We start from the raw sequence: 19,066 nt of genomic DNA on the forward strand, positions 1-19,066 counted from the left end.
GATCAGGTGGTGCCGTCGAGCACCATGAACTGCTCGGCATCCCCGTCGCACTGCGGGCATCGCCAGTGCGGCGGCAGATCCGAGAAGGACGTGCCGGGGTCGATCTGCCAGACGGGATCGCCGAGCGCGGGGTCGTAGACCCACCAGCAGATCTTGCATTCGAGACGCGCGCCGGCCGGCAGGCGGGCGCTGTTGCCGAGGTAGCTGCCTTCGAACCGCGGCGGGCTGCTGGAGTTCACGGTCTCACCCCGCACACGAAAGCGGTGCACTCGACGGCCTGCAGGACCGCCGGGTCGAGGCACGCCGTTCTTCTCATGCCTGCTCCACCCACTCCAGCACTTCCCTCAGACGCTCGTGCGAATCGTCGAGGTCTTCCTTGGCGGCTTGGGCCACCTCAGGCAGCTCGACGACTTCGACGGTGTTGAGGATGACCACGTCCTGCGAGTTGTAGTACACGACGCGCCAGCAATTGGGCATGCGGGTGTTGGTGATGCGGCAGTTGCCATAGCCGCGCGACAGGATCAGCACCCGGCCCGTGCCGAGATGGTGATCGAGGAAGCCGATGTCTTCGGTCGACATCGGCAGCAGCGTGAGGTTGACGACGTGAGCCGCCTGGCCCGGACGCCAGATGCGCCACTGATCCTCGATCTCGGCCAGCAGAGAGGGTGCGTTCTGCACATTGGGGGGCAGATCGCCGGTCCAGCGCGGCACCTGGGCCCAGACATCGTCGCGTGCGGCCGCCTTCAGCGCCTGCGGCACGGGGCCGAGTTCGATGACGTCCGACATGACCTGACCATCCATCGAGCGGACCACGCGCCACACGCCGGCAAAGACGGACTCCTGCACGCGCAGCTCATGGCTCGCATCGCCGTCGCTCTTGACCAGCGCACTCACCTCGCCCTCGCCGAGCACCTGGTTGACGAGCTGCAGGTCCGCGGCCGGCAGTCCCAGCAGGTCGACGCTGCGGTTGCCGCCGTTGCGGCGCGCGTCGTCGAGGGCCATCAAGGCCTCGCGCAAAGCGCGGTGCGCCTGCTCTCGCGCGGCGATCTCCTCGGGCTCGGGAAGAATCGGCGGGCGGAAGGTCTCCATGCCCTGGGGCATCGGCATGTACTGGAGGCTCTCGTCCTCCTCGGGCTGGCTGCCCGGACCAACGCCTATGCCCACGACCGGTATCGGAAAGTCTTTCATGAGGTGCTTCCGTGAAAGGGTTGTTTCAATGGCACGACGAACCGGAGGATCCGGCACTGACCACCGGGATGCCGATGGTCGGCGCGCGCGAGGTCGGCATGGCCAGCGCCTGCTTGACGCGTTCGACGTAATCGTCCCAATCGAGCATGCCGGAGATCGTGGTCACGTACTGGCCATCCCGCAGGAACAGCAGCGTTGGCCAGCGCTGCGAACCGTAGCGGCGAGCCACGGCTTCCTCGCTCTGTCGCGGCACGACGCCGACGAGGAAACGCCCCGGGAAGCTGCGTTGCAGCTCCGGCAGCACGACAGCCACATCCAGCCCCTCGGGAAAGCGGACCGGATCGCCAGCGAACAACACGACGCGATCACCTCCCTGCGCGGCCCAGTCACCGATGCTTGTCTCGTCGACCCACGTCGCACCGTGGACGCTGACGAGCCGCTCGATCAGCGGCGACGTTTCGGGAACGGCCATCGTCGTCTTGGGGGGCTGCACGGGCAGCTTCACCAGGGTTTCGTGGCTCGACGTGTCGGTACTCATGGTGATTTCTCCAAAGTGGGGCTGGATGCCGCCCCCGCCAAAGCAAGGACTTCGTCCTGGTTCATGCGCGACGGCAGGGCGAAGGAGGCGACGCCGTCGGCGGCATCGCCGTGCATCACCGCTTCGAGCAGATCGAGCGTGGCGTCGATCTCTCGCGCGCGCTCGGTCGTCAGACGCTCCTGAGCGCTGTCGATGAACACGAGCAGCCAATCACCGGGTGCGACGTCGCCCACCAGCGCCGTCCGGACACGGCGAGCCTCGCCCCGGCCGCAGCACTGCGCGTGACCGGGCTCGACGCTCAACACCTGCATGGGAAGTCCGATGCACATGGCGGCTCGATCAGTTCGGGGCGACCGGCGGGAAGAAGCGTTCGTCGCCGACTCGGCACGCAAGTTCTTCCGGGGGGCGCTGCTCTTCGTAGCGGCCGATATCGAGCTCCGAGAAGGTCACCGACTCGTGCTCGCCCAGCGGCGCGGTGCGCGGCACGGGCCTCGCGCCCCATTGGCGCAGCGTGTCGACCCCATGCGCGAGCGCGTCCTCCAGCGCCTGCTTGACGCGCGGCCGCAGGCTGCCGCCGTAGTCCTCCAGCTCTTCAGGCTGGCAACCGATCAGCAGCACCTGCTTCGGGTACTGCTCCGTCAGCAGCGCCAGCATCAGCACCTCCTGGAAGCCGGTCTGGTGAAGGCTCATCTTCTTCGCCCCCATGAAGCGCGGCACGTCGTCGTTCTCGACCAGCTTCAGCGTGCCTGGCGTCAGCCCGTAGTCGATGGCATCGAAGATCAGCAGGCGCGTCGCAGCCTGCACGTGCTGGATGAGGTAGAGCCCCTGGGTGCCGCCGTCGATCAATTGCACGTGAGGCGCGAACTCGTAGCGGCGCTGCAGGGCCTCGATGCAACGCACGCCGAAGCCTTCATCGGCCCACAGGACGTTGCCAATGCCGAGGACGCAGATCACCTCCGCCTCAGGGTTGCCACCTAGGTCGTGACAGTCGCCAGCAGACGGATGAGCGCTCATGCGGGTTGACTCCAACAAGAAAATCAGTGGGTGCCGCGGGTGCGGCGGGTCTGGACGCGGAGCAACTTCCAGGTGTGGAAACTGTCCCAGGCAGATTGCAACGCGAGCCAGAACGCCGCATCGGTTCCGAACACCAGCGCGCAACGGATGGCGGTATCGGCCGTGATACCGCGCTGGCCATGCACGATCTCGTGCAAACGCCGGCGCGATACGCCGAGCAGGCGTGCCGCCTCGGTCTGCGAGAGACCGAGCGGGGTCAGGTAATTGCGCCGGAGAAAGCGCCCCGGATGCCAGGGAGCACGGCCCGGCACCCCGGGTGGCAGCAGCATCGTCGTGGCCGCAAGGGACCGCGACGAACGATCCGAGGCCCCGGCTCCCCGCGAGAAAAAGTCGCCCGCGCCGGACGGCCCTCCCGGTGCGCGCACATGCCGCACTGGACCGATCCATGCCAGTCGCTCGCCCGCCGCCGCTCCGACCGTCCGGGTCGCGCCCCAGCCATTGCGCTGAACCAGATCTTGCAGGCTCATGGCCGTCAGTCCTTGAAGGTGCGGTGGCCGGAGATCATCGTGCTCACCACGCTCGATCGACCCATGATGTCTTCGCGGATGGCGGCGTACACGTGCACGATGACGAACACGATCAGCCACCACATCCCGAGGTGGTGCCAGGTGTGCACGTCCTGGGACTGCCCGAACAGCGGGATCACCCAGCCGAACATCACGTCGGCCCAGGAACCGGCCTGCGCGCCTTCACCGTACAGCGCGAACCCGGTCACGACCATGAACACGGCCGTCAGGAAGAACATGAAGAACATTGCGAAGCGTGCCAACGGGTTGTGTCCCACGTACTTGCCGGGCCGCGCGCTCACGAAGGCATACCACTTCACCATGCCCCATACCTCGAGCCAATAGGCGCGCTGGAACACCGGCACCCAGAACAACTCGCGGGCGTGGTGGTTCCCGACCACGGCCCAGTAGAGACGCCCGAGCAAACCGACGGCCAGCAGGTAGCCGGCGGCGAAATGGGCGAAGCGGATGTAGCCCATCAGGTAATTGGCGCTGGCCTCGCCCGGCATGGTCGGCAAGGGCGAGCCGATGAAGTAGCCCGTGATGGCCAGCACGCTGATGGCCAGCGCATTGATCCAGTGCCAGATGCGCACCGGTACTTCGTAGACGTAGACCGACTTGATGGATTGCGCGTGGACGAGGTCGTGCGCGTCGGTGCCCTCGACAGGGGCGTTCGAACTATTCGCGGGTATGGCGGACATGAATCGTCTCCTCTTCGGGCTGGCGTGATGCGACTCGATCGGCCGTGATCAAAGACGGGCGGCGAGCATCACCACCCCGGCTCCTCCGACCACCGTGGCCGCCAGCCGAGCCACCCGATCGGGCAGCCGCTGAAGACCGACGCCGGCGGCGAGGCCCACGCCGTGCAGCAGCGTCGTCGCCCCCATGAAACCGGCGGCATAGGCCACTGCCGAAGCACCGACCGCCAGCTCGCTGCCATGCGCATAGCCATGGAACAGCGCCGCCGCACCGACCAGCGTGAGGCCGAGCGATGTCGGCACGTGCCGCCCCGCGAACAGCATCGCACCCAGCAGCACCACACTCGCCGCCACGCTCGACTCCACCGCCGGCAAAGCCACCCCTCCCACGACAGCAGAGCGCCGATCAGCAGCGCCGCAAGGAACACCCCCGGTCCGAGCAGACGCCGACCGACAGGCAGCGCGATCGCCGACCACAGGCCCACGGCGACCATCGCCAGAAGATGGTCCAGCCCCAGGAAGGGATGGGCCAGACCTTCGACCAGGCCATGCGCTCCGTGACCGGTGTGCGCCTGGCTGGCCGTCGCCGCCGCCAGCAGCATGCTGGTCAGTGCGAACCGCAGGGAAATGCTCTTCGACATGGTTTCTCCTCGGAATGCGGGTGTGGTGTAGGGGCGGTGCTGTCAGCGCACCTTGACACTGGTGAGCTCCTGGCCGTCGGGGCTCATCACGTGCGTCGAGCAGGCCAGGCAGGGATCGAAGGAGTGCAGCGTGCGAAGGATTTCCACCGGTTGCTCGGGGTTGGCCATCGGCGTGTTCATCAGGCTGGCCTCGAAGGCCCCGATCTGCCCCTTGTTGTCGCGAGGGCTGCCGTTCCAGGTGGTCGGCACGACGCACTGATAGTTCTCGATCCGCCCGTCCTTGATGCGGATCCAGTGCCCCAGCGTTCCGCGCGGTGCCGCGACCGTGCCCACGCCCTTGGCTTCCTTCGGCCAGGTGGCCGGATCCCACTTCTCGACATTGGCCGTGGTGGTGTCGCCGGCCTTGATATTGGCGACCAGTTCCTTGAAGTCCTCGAGCATCATCTCCGCGCAGTACTGCGCCTCGAGCGCCCGCGCGAGCGTGCGGCCGATCGTGGTGGGTAGCAACTGCTTGGCGCTGTACTGCGTCTCGGGCAGACCCAGCGCCTTGGGATAGACGCTGTTGATGAACATGGCCGAGGTGTCGATCTGCTCCTTCACGCGTTGGCAGTACTTGTGACCCTGCTTCGCGTGGGCATAGCCCAGGATGTAGCGAGACAGAGGGCCGACTTCCATCGCATGGCCGCGCCAGCGCGGCGACTTGATCCAGGAGTACTTCGCGCTCTCGTCGAGCTCCTGGATATTGGTGCGCGTGCCCTTGGTGTTGGCTCCGAGCACGTAGTTCGGCTCGGTGACGCCGTCCCACGGATGCAGGCCCTTGGATTCGTCGGCGTACTTGTACCAGCTGTGCGGCACGAACTCCTGCACCTGCTCGGGGTCCCGCGGATCGACCGGGTGGATGACGTCCCAGTTGCCGTCGAGGATGGCACCGCCCGGCAGTTGCTGGGTGCTGTGATCGCCCATCACCTTTTCGTAGGTGCCGTAGTCGAGCACGTTGGTCGCCGACAGGCCGCCACCGTAGAGCCAGCCGGCCTGCTTGTAGATGGTGCCGATCGCCAACACGTCCGGGATGTAGACGTTGTTGTTGAACTCGATCATCTCCTTGATGCGCGCCTCGACGAAGTTCAGGCGCTCCATGTTCACCGGCGCGCCGGCCGCGCCGTCCTTGTCGATGTTGATCGCGCAGGGCACGCCGCCGACCAGGTAGTTCGGGTGCGGGTTCTTGCCGCCAAAGACCGTGTGAACCTTGACCCACTCCTTCTGAAGATCCAGCGCCTCGAGATAGTGCGTGACGGCCATCAGGTTGGCCTCGGGCGGCAGCACATAGGCCTTGTTGCCCCAGTAGCCGTTCATGAACGGTCCGAGCTGGCCGCTCTCGACGAACTTCTTGAGCCGGTTCTGGATGTCGCGGAAGTAGCCCGGCGACGACATCGGGTGACTCGGCGACACCAGGTGCTGGAGATCGGAGGTCTTCTTCGGGTCGGCCTTCAGCGCCGACACGACATCGACCCAGTCGAGGGCATGCAGGTGGTAGAAGTGGACGGCGTGATCGTGCTCCTGCAAGGTCTTCGCCATGATCTCGCGGATCAGGTAGGCGTTCTTCGGAATGACGATGCCGAGCGCATCTTCCACCGCACGCACCGAAGTGAGCGCGTGGCAGCCGGTGCAGACACCGCAGATGCGCTCGACGAAGGCCCACGCGTCGCGCGGATCGCGCCCCTTGAGAATGACCTCCAGACCACGCCACATCGTGCCGGTGGAGACGGCGTTGCGGATGACGTTGTTGCTGTCGAGGTTGACCTCGCAGCGCATGTGGCCTTCGATGCGCGTCACCGGGTCCACCACCACGCGGCGGCCCGAGTTGTCCATCTTGAAGCCCTGAGTTTCGTAAGCACCCATGTGTCGTTCCTTTGTTCGTGCTCAGCGCTTCACTGCCCGGCGCGGGAGGTTTCGTTCGTCTTCGAATCGGTCTTCTGCGTCGCACGCTTGATCGCCGACACGGCGGCGTGGGCGACGGCGGCCGCGCCCACCACACCGGCCGCGGCACCACCGACCTGGTCGGCGTTGGCCTCGATGCCGAACTGATGGATGTTGGTGAGGCGGTCGTAGAACGACCCCTTGTCCCAGAAGCCGTCTTCGGAGCAGCCGATGCAACCGTGGCCGGCCTGGATCGGGAAGCTGGTGCCCTCGTTCCAGCGCGTGGTCGAGCACGCGTTGTAGGTGGTCGGGCCCTTGCAGCCGACCTTGTAGAGGCAATAGCCGCGGCGCGCCGATTCGTCGTCGAAGTGCTCGACGAACTGACCGGCATCGAAGTGCGGCCGGCGGTAGCACTTGTCGTGGATGCGCTGGCTGTAGAACATCTTCGGTCGACCCTGGCGATCGAGCTCGGGCAGCCGGTCGAAGGTGAGCATGTAGGTGATCACCCCGGTCATCACCTCGGCGATCGGCGGGCAGCCCGGCACCTTGATGATGGGCTTGTCGAAGATCACCTTGTGAACCGGCGTGGCCTGCGTGGGATTGGGCTTGGCGGCCTGCACACAGCCCCACGAGGCACACGAACCCCAGGAGATGATGGCCTTGGCGTCCTTGGCCACGTGCTTGAGCTGGTCGATGAAGGGCTTGCCGCCGATGATGCAGCTCATGCCATCCTGGTTCAGCGGAGGATTGCCCTCCACCGCCAGGATGTAGTTGCCCTTGTACTTGGCCATGATCTCTTCGAGGATCGCCTCGGCCTGATGGCCTGCGGCGGCCATCAGCGTGTCGTCGTAGTCGAGCGAGATCATCGACAGCACCACGTCCTTCGCGAGCGGGTGCGCTGAGCGGATGAAGCTCTCCGAGCAGCAGGTGCATTCCAGACCGTGCAGCCAGAGCACCGGCGTACGCGGCTTGTTCTCCATGGCGTGCGCGATCTGCGGCACGAAGGCCGGACCCAGCCCCAACGAGGTGGCCGTGAGCGAGCAGTACTTCAGGAAGCTGCGGCGCGAAATGCCTTGGCGGCGCATCACCTCATAAAAGGTTTCCATCGTGGAAGGTCTCCGGTTGCTACTGGATGTGATCGAACCGTGCGACCGGCCCGCCGCGGCAACAGCAGACCGGCGCACCGGGTGGGCAAGACAACACAAGTCGTGGGCCAACCCCGCGCGGCTCGCGGGAAAACCCCGAATGCCTCTCGTAAGTCCTTGTCGCGACTGGGACTATTTGCGAGGACAGTCGACGCATGCCCCAAGGTCGCGACAGCAGTGGAAGCGGCTCTTGCAGTTGAATCCATCATCTGCAATGGCAACATCCGATTCAGCTCACGGCTGCGGGAAACCGGCGGCATGGATGGCAGAGAATCGCTTCGTCGCTCAACGAGAAGAAGATCTGAACCATGCCCGTGATCACCTGCATCGAAGACCTGAGGGTTCTGGCCCGGCGCCGGGTGCCGAGGATGTTCTACGACTACGCCGACTCGGGCTCCTGGACCGAGGGCACCTACCGCGCCAACGAGGCCGACTTCGCCCGCATCCTGCTGCGCCAGCGCGTGGCCGTGAACATGGAGGGCCGCTCGCTGCGCACCACCCTGGCCGGCCAGGACTGCGCCATGCCGGTCGTGATCGCCCCCACCGGCCTGACCGGCATGCAGCACGCCGACGGCGAGATCCTGGGCGCGCGCGCTGCCGAGGCCTTCGGGGTGCCGTTCACGCTGTCGACGATGAGCATCTGCTCGATCGAGGACATCGCCGCGCACACGAAGGCGCCGTTCTGGTTCCAGCTGTACTGGATGCGCGACCGCGATTTCATGGAGCGGCTGATCGAGCGCGCCAAGGCGGCACGCTGCTCGGCGCTGGTGCTGACGCTGGACCTGCAGGTGCTGGGGCAGCGCCACAAGGACCTGAAGAACGGCATGACGGCGCCGCCCAAGCCGACGCTGGCGAACCTGATCAACCTGGCGATGAAGCCGCGCTGGTGCCTGGGGATGGCCGGGACGCGGCGCCACAGCTTCGGCAACCTGGTGGGGCATGCCAAGGGGGTGAGCGACATGTCTTCGCTGGGGACGTGGACGAAGGAGCAGTTCGATCCGAGGCTGAGCTGGGACGATGTGGCGTGGATCAAGCAGCGCTGGGGCGGCCGGCTGATCCTGAAGGGGATCATGGAGGTGGCCGACGCGAAGCTGGCGGCCGACAGCGGGGCCGACGCGATCGTGGTGTCGAACCACGGGGGGAGGCAGCTCGATGGGGCGCCGTCCTCGATCGCGGCGCTGCCGGCGATCGCCGAGGCGGTGGGCGACCGGATCGAGGTGTGGATGGACGGGGGGATCCGCTCGGGCCAGGACGTGCTCAAGGCGGTGGCCCTGGGAGCGCGCGGCACGATGATCGGGCGGGCCTTCCTGTACGGGCTGGGCGCGATGGGCCAGGCCGGCGTGACACGCGCCCTCGAGATCATCCGCAACGAGCTCGACATCACCATGGCCTTCACCGGCCATACCGATATCAGACGGGTGGGGCGCGAGATCCTGGTACCGGGCAGCTACCGCGGCGCGGGCGGGCCGTCCTGATCGCCCGGCGGCGAACCCGCGCTACGGCAATGGGTGCCGGCTAGACCTGCACGGCCGCGATCAGGCCTTCGGCGAGCCAGCCTGAAGGACCGCGACGACGGCCGTGGCGGCATCGGCCTCGCCGACCTCAGCGGCAGCACGGGCGCACAGCGCCGCGAACGGCTGGCGATCGAGGACCGCGCGCAACAGCACCGTCTCCAGGCTTTCGAGCGAACGCCAGCGCGTCTCCAGGCCCGGTCGCCAGGCCAGCAGGCAATGTTCGTGCGGTTCCGGTTCGGGCAGTTCGGGTTCGCCATCGGCTGGCTGCGCCGCCTGTGCCTGCAGCGCACGCCACAGCGGCTCGACGGCCCAGTGCAGCGTCACCAGCCGGGCGCTGGGCAACAGCGAGAAACGCAGACCGGGCCAGGCCCGCGCATCGAGGGTCTGCAGCGTTTCCGCCCGGATCGGCAGGGCATCGGCGGCATCGAAGGCCATCCGCAGCGCCCACTCCATGCGCGCCAGATCGGCCAGGGACGGGTGCGGCGCCAATTCCGGCCGAGCCTGCATGAAATCGGCCAGGGACTCACCGAACCAGCGGATCGACGGATGCCGTGACGGACACGCCGACAGATAGGCCTGCGCCAAGGCCTCGAAGGCCTCGTCGCCCATGACCCGCGGCAGTCCCTCGTGGTTCTCGCGCAGCGCGGCGACGAGGCGGGCGCGGTAGGCGTGGCGGTAGATGTTCAGCAGCGAGCCGCCAGGTCGTGGCCGCAGCAACCCGTCAGCCGGCGTCGCCCCGGCGGCGGCGTCCTCGACGACGGCACGGCTCAGCCGCCGCTGCTGCTCGATCAGCACGCCCGCATTCATGCCGTCATCTCACGCACACCGCGGCCGGTCCTCGCCGCGGACAGCGCGCCGGCCTGAACCTCCCGCGCCACGTCGAGTTCGGCCACCAGCTCGGCCAGCGGCGGGATGCGGTCATCCCGCTCGATCATCGTCGGCACCGCGCCGAACCGCCGCGTCGTGTAGTCATACAGCTTCCACACGGCATCGCACACCGGGTGGTCATGCGTGTCGATCAGGTGGCTGCCGTGGTCCTCGTGGCCGGCCAGATGGATCTGCCGCACGCGCTCGCGCGGCAGGGCATCGATGTAGCACCGCGCGTCGAAGCCGTGATTCACGCTGCTGACGTGGACGTTGTTCACGTCGAGCAGCAGATCGCAGTCGGCGCGCCGCGCGAGCTCGGCGACGAACGACCACTCGCTCATCTCGTCGGCTTCGAAGGCCACGTAGCTCGACACGTTCTCGAGCAGCAGGCGACGGCCGAGGTGGTCCTGCACGCGCGCCACCCGCTCGCACAGGTGGCGCAAGGCAGCCTCGGTGTAGGGCATGGGCATCAGATCGTGCAGGTTGTGGTGGTCCACGCCGGTCCAGCAGAGATGGTCGGAGATCCACGCCGGTCGATGCGATCGGCCAGCGCCTTCAGGGCGCGCAGGTACTCGAGGTCCAGGTCGTCGGCACTGCCGATCGACAGCGACACACCGTGCATCGCCATCGGGTAGTCGCGGCGCAGGCGGTCCAGGTGCTGCAGCGGCGCGCCGCCCGGCAGCATGTAGTTCTCCGAGATGACCTCGAGCCAGTCCACCGCGGGCCGCCGTTCGGCGAATGCAGCGTAGTGTTCGGGACGAAGTCCCAGGCCGAAGCCATGAAGCATGGTGCTCATCGGTGAGGGTGCAAAGACGCACAAGAGGCACGAAGGTCCGCGCATCGGCCAGGGCCGACGCGCGGACCTCGTGACCGATCCGTCGGGCCTACTTCGCGACGGTCCCGCCGGCGTCGGTGCATTCCTTCGCGGACTTCTTGCTGACCCAGCCCTGGCCCTTGCACGTGTTCTGCCCCTTGCAGGCGCTGCTGGCGGTCTTGCACTCCGAGGTGCCCTTGCAGCTGTTCACGCCGGCGCAGTGCACCGAGCCGGTGTCAGCAGCCTGCACCGTGGTGCTGACCGTGCCCATGGCAAACAGGGCGGCAGCGGCGCCGGCAATCGCCAGACCAGACTTGAAATTCGTCATGTGGATCTCCTTCGGATGGATGGTTGCGGAACGGCAGGCCGGGGAACGTCGTCGCACTCCGTGCACTGGCCTTCTTCGGTCGCACCTGGCGGCGTTTACTTACACCGACATCGAATCAGGCACGCAGGAGTCCTGTACGCAGCGCAGGCGACGGCGGATGCGGCGCGGCTCGCACGGGCAAACGCGCAAACCCCGCACCTCGGCCCTCTAGAATCGCTCGGCCTCGCAGTGCCCGACCCCGCACGCATGATTTCCTGACGAGCCGCTGTCACCCGAGAGATCGCCGATGAGCGCCCTGTCCCGAATCGTTTCGCCGATCGACGTCCTCAACGACCGCTTCGCCTGGCTCGCTCAGTGGGCCGTGCTGGCCTGTTGCCTGATCAGCGCCGGCAATGCGCTCGTGCGCTACGGCCTCGACTACAGCTCGAACGCCTGGCTCGAGATCCAGTGGTACCTGTTCGCCGCCTGCGTGATGCTGGGCGCGTCGCAGGTGCTGCGGCTCAACGAGCATGTGCGCGTCGACGTGTTCTACGGCCGCCTGTCCGGCCGCGGCAAGGTCTTTGTCGACCTGTTCGGTCTCGTCGCCTTCCTGATGCCCGTCGTGCTGCTGATGCTGTGGCTGTCGCTGCCGCTGTTCTGGCGCACCTACACAAGTGGGGAGATGTCCGGCAACGCCGGCGGCCTGATCCGCTGGCCGGCGATGCTGATGCTGCCGCTGGGCTTTGCGCTGCTCGCACTGCAGGGACTGGCCGAGATCGCCAAGCGCATCGGCTGGCTGCTGCATCGCCACGAGATGCACACGCACTACGAGCGCCCCCTGCAATGACGATGGAGCAGTTCGCCCCGCTGATGTTCGCGGGGTTGATCGTCGTGCTGCTGATCGGCTTCCCGGTGGCCTTCTCGCTCGCGGCCTATGGTCTGCTGTGCGGCTTCATCGCGATCGAGGCAGGTTGGTTCCCGCCCGAGTTCATGTCGGCGCTGCCGCTCAACGTGTTCGGCATCCTCAGCAACGATCTGCTGCTGGCCATCCCCTTCTTCACGCTGATGGGCGCCGTGCTCGAGAAGTGCGGCCTCGCCGAGGACATGCTCGACTCGATGGGTCAGCTCTTCGGTCGGGTACGCGGCGGCCTGGGCTATTCGGTGATCATCGTCGGCTTCGTGCTGGGCGCCATCACCGGCACAGTGGCCGGCCAGGTGATCGCGATGGCGATGATCTCGCTGCCGGTGATGATGCGCTACCGCTACGACCTGCGCTATTCCACCGGCGTCCTCGCCGCGTCGGGCACGATCACGCAGCTGGTGCCGCCCTCGCTGGTGCTGATCGTCATGGCCGACCAGCTCGGCCGCCCGGTGGGCGACATGTACAAGGGCGCCTGGGGTCCGGCCATCCTGCAGGTGCTGCTGTTCGCGGCCTATACCTTCGTGCTGAGCCGTCTGCGCCCCGCCGCCGTGCCCGGCGTGCCGAAGGAAGCGCGCACACTGAGCGGCCGGGCGCTGTGGCTCAAGTGCCTGCGCGGCATCGTCCCGTCGGCCGTCCTGATCTTCGCGGTGCTCGGCAGCATGGGCGGCCTGCCCGGCATGGACCACGCGATCGCGACGCCCACCGAGGCCGGCGCGATGGGCGCGGTCGGGGCCTTCCTGCTGGCCGCCCTGCACCGCCGCCTGAGCTGGCCTCTGCTGCGCGACGCGCTGGCGGGCACGATGCGCATCACCGCGATGGTGGTGTTCATCCTGATCGGTTCGCGCGTGTTCTCGCTGGTGTTCCAGGGCGTCGACGGGGGCAAGTGGGTCGAGCACATGCTCTCCGGCCTGCCCGGAGGCCAGATCGGATTCCTGATCGCGGTCAACGTCTTCATCTTCTTCCTGGCGTTCTTCCTCGACTTCTTCGAGATCGCTTCATCATCCTGCCGCTGCTCGCGCCGGTGGCCGACAAGCTCGGCATCGACCTGGTGTGGTTCGGCGTGCTGCTGTGCGTGAACATGCAAACCTCGTTCATGCACCCGCCGTTCGGCTTCGCGCTGTTCTACCTGCGCGGCATCGCCGACTCGCTGTTCAAGAGCGGCACGCTGCCCCGCCCGGTGCCGTCGCGCGACATCTACCTCGGCGCACTGCCCTGGGTGATGCTGCAGCTGCTGCTGGTGGTGATCGTGATCTTCGTGCCGGAGACAGTCACGGTCTTCCTCGACAAGGAAGAGAAGATCGACCTCGACAAGGTCCGCATCGAGATGCCGGTCGATCCTTCGGACACGGCGGCCTCGGAACCCGACCTCGACGAACTGTTCCGCGACCGGTCGCCGGCGGCGGACCCTGCCGCCTCGGCCCCCTGAGGCTCAGAGCTTCTGCGACTGCATGAAGCGGTCGAAGGTCGCCTCGGTGAAGCGGAACCACACGTTCTGCTCGGCGCGGAACTTCGCGTAGTCCTCCCACACCTTCTTCCAGGACGGGTTCTTGGCCGACAGGTCGGCGTAGATCTGCTCGGCCGACTTGAATGCCGCGGTCATCACGTCGGCCGGGAAGGGCTTGAGCTTGGTGCCCGAACCCACCAGCTGCTTCAACGCGGGTGGATTGCGCGCGTCGTAGCGCGCCTGCATCTCGATGTGCGACTGCGCCGCGGCGGCCTCGATCATCGACTTGTAGTCGGGCGTCAGCGCCTCCCAGGCCTTGTTGTTGATGAAGAAGTCGAGCTGCGGCCCGCCCTCCCACCAGCCCGGGTAGTAGTAGTTCGGCGCCACCTTGTTGAAACCGAGCTTGAGGTCGTCGTAGGGACCGACCCATTCCGCCGCGTCGATGGTGCCCTTCTCGAGCGCGGGGTAGATGTCGCCGCCCGGCAGCGACTGCGGCACCACGCCGAAGGGCTCGAGCACGCGGCCGGCAAACGGGTTGCAGCGGAACTTCAGACCCTTGATGTCGGCGATGGACTTGATCTCCTTGCGGAACCAGCCGCCCATCTGCGCACCGGTGTTGCCGCCGGGGAAGTTGACGATGTTGTACTTGGCGTAGAACTCGCGCATCAGCTTCAGGCCGTTACCGTCGTACATCCACGCAGACATCTGGCGGGAGTTCAACCCGAACGGCACCGCGCAGCCGAGGCAGAAGGTCGGGTCCTTGCCGTAGAAGTAGTAGGGCGCGGTGTGGGCAATGTCGACGGTGGCGTTCTGCACCGCGTCGACCACGCCGAAGGCCGGCACCAGCTCGCCGGCCGCATGCACCGAGATCTGGAATCGGCCACCGCTCATCTCGCCGACCTTCTTCGCGAACAGTTCGGCCGTGCCGAAGATCGTGTCGAGCGACTTCGGGAAACTCGAAGCCAGCCGCCAGCGCAGGTTGCTCTGGGCGTGCACGACCGCCGGTGCGGCGCCCGTGGCCAGCACACCGGCCAGACCGGCCCGTTGCACGAAGGAACGGCGTTGCATCAAGGACGACTCCTGGAGAGGGAAGGAAGGATCGAAAAGATTCTAGGAGCGCCCTCCGCGGCCCGGCGTGGGGCTTACCCGCCAGGCACGCACCGTCCTCAGCTGCCGGCGATCTTCAGGCGCTCGATCAGCACCGAGCCGATGGTCTTGCCGCCCATCGTGTAGGCATCGGCACCGACCGCGACGATCCGGCGCAGCATCTCGCCCAGGCTGCCGGCGATGGTGATCTCGTGCACCGGGTGCACGATGCGCCCGCCCTCGACCCAGTAGCCGGCCGCGCCGCGCGAGTAGTCGCCGGTCACGTAGTTGACGCCCTGCCCCATCAGCTCGGTGACGAACAGCCCGCGGCCGAGCTTGCGCAGCATCGCGTCGAGGTCGTCGCCGGGCGACGTGAGCCGGCTCGTCAGCGTGAGGTTCTGCGAGCCGCCGGCGTGACCGGTCGTGTGCATGCCGAGCTTGCGCGCCGAGTAGCTCGACAGGAAATAGCCTTCGGCGCGCCCGCCGGCCACCACCTTGCGCGCGCGTGTGCGCACGCCCTCGTCGTCGAACGGTGCGCTGGCCTTGCCCTTGAGCAGGTGCGGTTGCTCGACGATGTCGACGTGGTCGGGAAACACCGGCTTGCCCAGGCAGTCGGCCAGGAAGGTGGCCTTGCGGTAGAGCGCGCCGCCGCTGGTGGCCTGCACGTAGGCACCGAGCAGACCCGCGGCCAGCGTCGACTCGAACAGCACCGGCACCTCGCAGGTGGCGATCTTGCGGCCCTTCAGCCGCGCCAGCGTGCGCTCGGCGGCGTAGCGGCCCACGGCCTCGGGGGACGCGAGCTCGGCGGCGTCCCGCATCGAGCTGTACCAGGCATCGCGCTGCATGTCGTTGCCCCGGCCGGCGATCGGAGCCACCGACAGCGAGTGCCTCGAACTGGCGTAGCCGCCGCGGAAACCGCGCGAGTTGCCGGCCATGAAGTGCGACTGCTGGACCGAGACGCCGCAGCCGTCGGAATTGGTGACGCGCCGGTCGGTCGCGAAGGCTGCGCCCTCGCAGCGCAAGGCCAGCTCGATGGCGCCGGCGGCGTCGATCGCCCAGGGTGGTAGAGATCGAGATCGCGCGCCGCTTCCTCGGGCGTGGCCAGATCAGCCGCGTCGGGCAGGCCGGCGGCCGGGTCCTCGGCCGTGAAGCGGGCGATGTCGTAGGCGGCGCGCACCGTCTGCTCCAGCGCGGCGCGCGAGAAATCGGAGGTGCTGGCGTTGCCACGCCGCTGGCCCAGGTAGACGGTGACGCCGAGCGACTTGTCGCGGTTGCGCTCGACCGTCTCGACCTCGCCCTTGCGCACCGACACCGACAGGCCGGCGCCCTCGCTGACCTCGGCCGCCGCATCGCTGGCCCCGAGCCCGCGGGCCACCGCGAGCGCGTCGTCGATCAGTTGCTCGAACTGGGCTCGGCTATGGGCAAAACCTTCGGGGGTGCGGGACATGGCGGGACCTGGAAACTGCGGGGCTGTGCGGCCGCAGGGAGAGCCGGCGGCACGCAACTATGATAGCCAGCGCCCTGCGGCGTTCCCCCTTCCCTGATGCCTGCCACCGCTTGAACACCGAAACGAACGAACCGGACGACGACGATGCGTCCGAGCGCCCCAGCAAGACCGCGCTGAAGAAGGCCATGCACGAGCTGCAGGCCCTGGGCGAAGCACTGATGACGCTGCCCGACGCTCGCATCGACGCCATCGGCCTCGACGAGTCGCTCCGCGAGGCGGTCCGAACCGCCCAGCGCACCAAGTCCCACGAAGGCCGCCGCCGCCAGATCCAGTACCTGGGCAAGCTGATGCGCCGGGCGCAGGATGCCGGCGGTATCGAGCCGATCCGCGAGGCGGTTGCCTCGTTCCAGCTCGGCCACGCCAAGGATGCGCTCGCGTTGCACGAGGCCGAGCGCTGGCGCGCCGAACTGCTGGCCAGCGACGACGCCCTCACCCGCTGGACCGCCGCGCACCCGCGCAGCGACCTGCAGCAGCTGCGCAGCCTGATCCGCAGCGCGCGCAAGGAAGCCGTCCCCGCACTGCCGGACGGTGCTGCCCGCCACGGCCGGGCCTACCGCGAGCTGTTCCAGCAGCTGCGCGGCGCGCTCGCCGAGCCTGGCCGCGAAGAGGAGGAAAGCAATGACTGACGTACCCGCCGCGGGGTTCGACCCCGTCACGATCGGCCTCGTCTCGGTCAGCGACCGCGCCTCCAGCGGCGTCTACGCAGACCAGGGCATCCCGGCGCTCCAGGACTGGCTGAGCCGCGCGCTGAAGAACCCGGTCACCTGGGTCACACGCCTGATCCCGGACGAGCAGGAGGGCATCAGCGCCACGCTGCGCGAGCTGGTCGACGACGCGCACTGCGACCTGGTGCTGACCACTGGCGGCACCGGGCCGGCGCCGCGCGACGTGACGCCCGAGGCCACGCTGGCCGTCGCTCACAAGGAGATGCCGGGCTTCGGCGAGCAGATGCGGCAAATCTCGCTGCGCTTCGTGCCCACCGCGATCCTGTCGCGCCAGGTGGCGGTGATCCGCGGCCAGACGCTGATCATCAACCTGCCCGGGCAGCCCAAGGCGATTGCCGAGACGCTGCAGGGCCTGCCGGACGCGAGCCCGCCGGCGCACGGCATCTTCGCAGCCGTGCCCTACTGTGTCGACCTGATCGGCGGCCCTACCTCGAGACGGAAGAGACGGTCTGCAAGGCCTTCCGGCCGAAATCGGCGCTGCGCGCGCCGCGCCCGGCGGCTGCCTGACCGGCCGGCCGCCGCGCGTCAGCGCACCAGTTGGTTCAGCGCCGCCGCGTCGAAGTCTCGCGGTCTGCGCGTCGCTCGGGACGCAGTCGCCGGCGGCGCTGCGCCGCGACAGCGTCTCGACTGCCGCCCACAGCATGGCGATCTGGTGTTCGTGGCCCGAGGCGTTGTCGATCAGGCCTTTCATCGCCTGCGCCACCGGGTCGTCTCCCTGGCTCACGCCGTAGGCCGAGAAACCCATCTTCGCCGCCGCCGCCTCGCGCTGCACATCAACCGCGTCGTGCAGAATGCGCGCCGGGTTGCCGACCGCCGTGGCGCCCGCCGGCACCGGCTTGACTACCACCGCGCCCGAGCCGACCCGCGCCCCGTCGCCGACCAGGAAACCGCCGAGCACCTGCGAGTTGGCTCCGACGATCACGCCCTTGCCCAACGTCGGGTGCCGTTTGGCGCCCTTGTAGAGCGAGGTGCCGCCGAGCGTCACGCCCTGGTAGATGGTGCAGTCGTCACCGATCTCGCCGTCTCGCCGATCACCACGCCCATGCCGTGGTCGATGAAGACTCGCCGGCCGATCGTGGCACCCGGATGGATCTCGATGCCGGTGAGGAAGCGGCCCAGGTGCGACAGGAAGCGACCGAGCCAGTGCCAGCCGCGTGTCCAGCAGCCATGCGCCAGCCGGTGCACCGCGAGTGCATGCAGCCCCGGATAACAGGTCAGCACCTCGAAACCCGTGCGTGCGGCCGGGTCGCGCTCGAGGATGGTGGCAATGTCTTCGCGGAGGCGGCTGAACATGTCGTCGCTCTTCAGGTTGGGCCAAGTCAGTGTAGCCAGCCGCCTGCCTGCCTGAGGCCGGCGGGGGCATCGCGGCGGCTCAGCGTTTCAGCATCGAGGTGGCGATCCCGCGCAGCAGGTGCACCTCTTCCTCGGTCAGTTGGGCCCGGTTCAGCAGCTGGTTCACCCGCGGCAACAGCTTCTTCGGTGCCGCCGGATCGAGGTGGCCGATATGCACCAGCGCCCGCTGCCAGTGATAGAGCAGCCCCTGCACCGCCGCCGCGTCGGCCAGCGCCGGATCGGGCGTGCGGGGCGTGACGGGGTAGCCGCCGAGCGCCTGGCGCCAGTCGTAGGCGATCAGCTGCACCGCCTGCGCCAGGTTCAGCGAGCCGTAGTCGGCCGGCGTCGGGATGCTCAGGCAGCTGTGGCAGCGGTACACGTCCTCGTTCGACAGCCCATAGCGCTCGGAACCGAACACGAAGCCCACGCGCTGCCGCCCGGCGGCGAGCTCCGGGAACAACGCACGAGGCGCGTGGGTCCTGGGGCCGAAATCGCGTGGCGTCATCGCGGTGGCGCAGGCGTGGGTCACGCCCTCCAGGGCCTCGGAGAGCGTCGCGACGACGCGCGCCCGCACCAGGATGTCGGCCGCGCCGCTGGCCAGGGCCACCGTGTCCTCCTGCACCAGCACGTCGGCATGGCGGGGCGCCACCAGCACCAGGTCGGAGAAGCCCATCACCTTCATCGCCCGCGCCGCCGCGCCCACGTTGCCGGGATGGCTGGTGCCCACGAGGACGAAGCGGGTCGGATCGGCTGTCGACATCGGCGGGGGCGGCTAAAATTCGATTATCGGCGTGGCCCGCGCGGCCCGTCGCGCCGGCCGCGCTGCCCTCCCCGCCCGCCG

General features: G+C 67.9%; 19 protein-coding genes and 5 pseudogenes. 5 read left to right on the forward strand and 19 right to left on the reverse strand.

Annotation, left to right across the window (positions count from 1 at the left end; all coding sequences use genetic code 11):
* Positions 1-2 precede the first annotated feature (2 nt).
* The 11 genes and pseudogenes from x551_RS01175 to x551_RS01220 all read right to left on the reverse strand — a co-directional run bounded on the left by x551_RS01175 (position 3) and on the right by x551_RS01220 (position 7,668).
* On the reverse strand, positions 3-239 hold the full coding sequence (locus x551_RS01175) for a rubredoxin (RefSeq protein ID WP_036230946.1): 237 nt from the start codon (positions 237-239) through the stop codon (positions 3-5).
* Positions 240-312: 73 nt separating this feature from the next.
* On the reverse strand, positions 313-1,188 hold the full coding sequence (locus x551_RS01180) for a hydrogenase expression/formation protein (protein ID WP_011830402.1): 876 nt from the start codon (positions 1,186-1,188) through the stop codon (positions 313-315).
* A 25-nt stretch (positions 1,189-1,213) separates the two neighbouring features.
* On the reverse strand, positions 1,214-1,726 hold the full coding sequence (locus x551_RS01185; protein WP_011830403.1) for a hydrogenase: 513 nt from the start codon (positions 1,724-1,726) through the stop codon (positions 1,214-1,216).
* Complete coding sequence (locus x551_RS01190; protein ID WP_036230909.1) at positions 1,723-2,055, reverse strand: HypC/HybG/HupF family hydrogenase formation chaperone; 333 nt, start codon at positions 2,053-2,055, stop codon at positions 1,723-1,725. Before x551_RS01190 ends, x551_RS01185 begins: the two co-directional genes overlap by 4 nt.
* Positions 2,056-2,065: 10 nt before the next feature.
* Complete coding sequence (locus x551_RS01195; RefSeq protein WP_036230906.1) at positions 2,066-2,740, reverse strand: HyaD/HybD family hydrogenase maturation endopeptidase; 675 nt, start codon at positions 2,738-2,740, stop codon at positions 2,066-2,068.
* A 23-nt stretch (positions 2,741-2,763) separates the two neighbouring features.
* Complete coding sequence (locus x551_RS26720; RefSeq protein ID WP_011830406.1) at positions 2,764-3,267, reverse strand: HigA family addiction module antitoxin; 504 nt, start codon at positions 3,265-3,267, stop codon at positions 2,764-2,766.
* 5 nt (positions 3,268-3,272) lie between these two features.
* A complete protein-coding gene (cybH, locus tag x551_RS01205) occupies positions 3,273-4,007 on the reverse strand; it encodes a Ni/Fe-hydrogenase, b-type cytochrome subunit (RefSeq protein WP_011830407.1) in 735 nt (244 codons plus the stop codon).
* A 48-nt stretch (positions 4,008-4,055) separates the two neighbouring features.
* Positions 4,056-4,358 carry a HupE/UreJ family protein gene (locus x551_RS26725; RefSeq protein WP_253950265.1) on the reverse strand — a complete coding sequence of 101 codons (303 nt, stop codon included), beginning with the start codon at positions 4,356-4,358 and terminating at the stop codon, positions 4,056-4,058.
* An 83-nt stretch (positions 4,359-4,441) separates the two neighbouring features.
* Positions 4,442-4,645, reverse strand: a pseudogene (locus x551_RS26730) (HupE/UreJ family protein); the annotation flags it as partial.
* Positions 4,646-4,687: 42 nt separating this feature from the next.
* Entirely contained in the window at positions 4,688-6,544 is a 1,857-nt protein-coding gene (locus x551_RS01215) for a nickel-dependent hydrogenase large subunit (RefSeq protein WP_036247322.1), read from the reverse strand.
* A gap of 29 nt (positions 6,545-6,573) precedes the next feature.
* Complete coding sequence (locus x551_RS01220) at positions 6,574-7,668, reverse strand: hydrogenase small subunit (protein ID WP_011830410.1); 1,095 nt, start codon at positions 7,666-7,668, stop codon at positions 6,574-6,576.
* Positions 7,669-8,015: 347 nt separating this feature from the next.
* Between x551_RS01220 and x551_RS01225 the strand changes: the two genes are divergently transcribed.
* Complete coding sequence (locus x551_RS01225) at positions 8,016-9,182, forward strand: alpha-hydroxy acid oxidase (protein ID WP_036230897.1); 1,167 nt, start codon at positions 8,016-8,018, stop codon at positions 9,180-9,182.
* 60 nt (positions 9,183-9,242) lie between these two features.
* Here the strand turns inward: x551_RS01225 and x551_RS01230 are convergent, their stop codons facing one another.
* The 4 genes from x551_RS01230 to x551_RS01240 form a co-directional block, all read right to left on the reverse strand.
* The gene (locus x551_RS01230) at positions 9,243-10,028 is read right to left on the reverse strand and encodes a DNA-binding domain-containing protein (protein ID WP_036230894.1); all 786 of its coding nucleotides are present in this window, start codon (positions 10,026-10,028) and stop codon (positions 9,243-9,245) included.
* Positions 10,025-10,585 carry a DUF692 domain-containing protein gene (locus tag x551_RS01235; protein ID WP_343252096.1) on the reverse strand — a complete coding sequence of 187 codons (561 nt, stop codon included), beginning with the start codon at positions 10,583-10,585 and terminating at the stop codon, positions 10,025-10,027. The genes x551_RS01230 and x551_RS01235 overlap by 4 nt, the downstream gene beginning before the upstream one ends.
* A complete protein-coding gene (locus x551_RS28055) occupies positions 10,558-10,884 on the reverse strand; it encodes a DUF692 family multinuclear iron-containing protein (RefSeq protein ID WP_343252097.1) in 327 nt (108 codons plus the stop codon). Before x551_RS28055 ends, x551_RS01235 begins: the two co-directional genes overlap by 28 nt.
* A gap of 88 nt (positions 10,885-10,972) precedes the next feature.
* Positions 10,973-11,230, reverse strand: a complete 258-nt coding sequence (locus x551_RS01240) for a hypothetical protein (protein WP_011830415.1) — start codon at positions 11,228-11,230, stop codon at positions 10,973-10,975.
* A 286-nt stretch (positions 11,231-11,516) separates the two neighbouring features.
* Between x551_RS01240 and x551_RS01245 the strand changes: the two genes are divergently transcribed.
* Both x551_RS01245 and x551_RS01250 read left to right on the forward strand, forming a co-directional pair.
* A complete protein-coding gene (locus x551_RS01245) occupies positions 11,517-12,056 on the forward strand; it encodes a TRAP transporter small permease subunit (RefSeq protein WP_011830416.1) in 540 nt (179 codons plus the stop codon).
* Positions 12,053-13,557 (forward strand): annotated as a pseudogene (locus x551_RS01250) (TRAP transporter large permease subunit). Before x551_RS01245 ends, x551_RS01250 begins: the two are co-directional and overlap by 4 nt.
* Positions 13,558-13,560: 3 nt before the next feature.
* Here x551_RS01250 and x551_RS01255 read toward each other — a convergent pair.
* Both x551_RS01255 and pmbA read right to left on the reverse strand, forming a co-directional pair.
* Positions 13,561-14,643, reverse strand: coding sequence for a TRAP transporter substrate-binding protein (locus x551_RS01255; protein WP_011830418.1), 1,083 nt, complete (start codon positions 14,641-14,643; stop codon positions 13,561-13,563).
* A gap of 98 nt (positions 14,644-14,741) precedes the next feature.
* Positions 14,742-16,108 (reverse strand): annotated as a pseudogene (gene pmbA, locus x551_RS01260) (metalloprotease PmbA).
* 110 nt (positions 16,109-16,218) lie between these two features.
* Between pmbA and yjgA the strand changes: the two are divergent.
* The gene (yjgA, locus tag x551_RS01265) at positions 16,219-16,794 is read left to right on the forward strand and encodes a ribosome biogenesis factor YjgA (protein WP_231497563.1); all 576 of its coding nucleotides are present in this window, start codon (positions 16,219-16,221) and stop codon (positions 16,792-16,794) included.
* A pseudogene (gene mog / locus x551_RS01270) lies at positions 16,787-17,400 on the forward strand (molybdopterin adenylyltransferase). The gene yjgA and the pseudogene mog overlap by 8 nt, the downstream one beginning before the upstream one ends.
* Before the next feature lie 18 nt (positions 17,401-17,418).
* Here the strand turns inward: mog and cysE are convergent.
* Positions 17,419-18,186 (reverse strand): annotated as a pseudogene (gene cysE / locus x551_RS23935) (serine O-acetyltransferase).
* 79 nt (positions 18,187-18,265) lie between these two features.
* Entirely contained in the window at positions 18,266-18,985 is a 720-nt protein-coding gene (locus tag x551_RS01280; protein ID WP_036230887.1) for an RNA methyltransferase, read from the reverse strand.
* Positions 18,986-19,066 lie beyond the last annotated feature (81 nt).

The sequence above is a fragment of the Methylibium sp. T29 genome, assembly GCF_000576205.1.
Classification (GTDB): Bacteria; Pseudomonadota; Gammaproteobacteria; order Burkholderiales; family Burkholderiaceae_C; genus Methylibium; species Methylibium petroleiphilum.

Excerpts from the sequence above, each read along its gene's own strand:
- x551_RS01180 (WP_011830402.1), bottom strand. The coding sequence starts at position 1,188 with ATGAAAGACTTTCCGATACCGGTCGTGGGCATAGGCGTTGGTCCGGGC.
- x551_RS01185 (WP_011830403.1), bottom strand. The coding sequence starts at position 1,726 with ATGAGTACCGACACGTCGAGCCACGAAACCCTGGTGAAGCTGCCCGTG.
- x551_RS01190 (WP_036230909.1), bottom strand. The coding sequence starts at position 2,055 with ATGTGCATCGGACTTCCCATGCAGGTGTTGAGCGTCGAGCCCGGTCAC.
- x551_RS01195 (WP_036230906.1), bottom strand. The coding sequence starts at position 2,740 with ATGAGCGCTCATCCGTCTGCTGGCGACTGTCACGACCTAGGTGGCAAC.
- x551_RS26720 (WP_011830406.1), bottom strand. The coding sequence starts at position 3,267 with ATGAGCCTGCAAGATCTGGTTCAGCGCAATGGCTGGGGCGCGACCCGG.
- cybH (WP_011830407.1), bottom strand. The coding sequence starts at position 4,007 with ATGTCCGCCATACCCGCGAATAGTTCGAACGCCCCTGTCGAGGGCACC.
- x551_RS01215 (WP_036247322.1), bottom strand. The coding sequence starts at position 6,544 with ATGGGTGCTTACGAAACTCAGGGCTTCAAGATGGACAACTCGGGCCGC.
- x551_RS01220 (WP_011830410.1), bottom strand. The coding sequence starts at position 7,668 with ATGGAAACCTTTTATGAGGTGATGCGCCGCCAAGGCATTTCGCGCCGC.
- x551_RS01225 (WP_036230897.1), top strand. The coding sequence starts at position 8,016 with ATGCCCGTGATCACCTGCATCGAAGACCTGAGGGTTCTGGCCCGGCGC.
- x551_RS01230 (WP_036230894.1), bottom strand. The coding sequence starts at position 10,028 with ATGAATGCGGGCGTGCTGATCGAGCAGCAGCGGCGGCTGAGCCGTGCC.
- x551_RS28055 (WP_343252097.1), bottom strand. The coding sequence starts at position 10,884 with ATGAGCACCATGCTTCATGGCTTCGGCCTGGGACTTCGTCCCGAACAC.
- x551_RS01240 (WP_011830415.1), bottom strand. The coding sequence starts at position 11,230 with ATGACGAATTTCAAGTCTGGTCTGGCGATTGCCGGCGCCGCTGCCGCC.
- x551_RS01245 (WP_011830416.1), top strand. The coding sequence starts at position 11,517 with ATGAGCGCCCTGTCCCGAATCGTTTCGCCGATCGACGTCCTCAACGAC.
- x551_RS01255 (WP_011830418.1), bottom strand. The coding sequence starts at position 14,643 with ATGCAACGCCGTTCCTTCGTGCAACGGGCCGGTCTGGCCGGTGTGCTG.
- x551_RS01280 (WP_036230887.1), bottom strand. The coding sequence starts at position 18,985 with ATGTCGACAGCCGATCCGACCCGCTTCGTCCTCGTGGGCACCAGCCAT.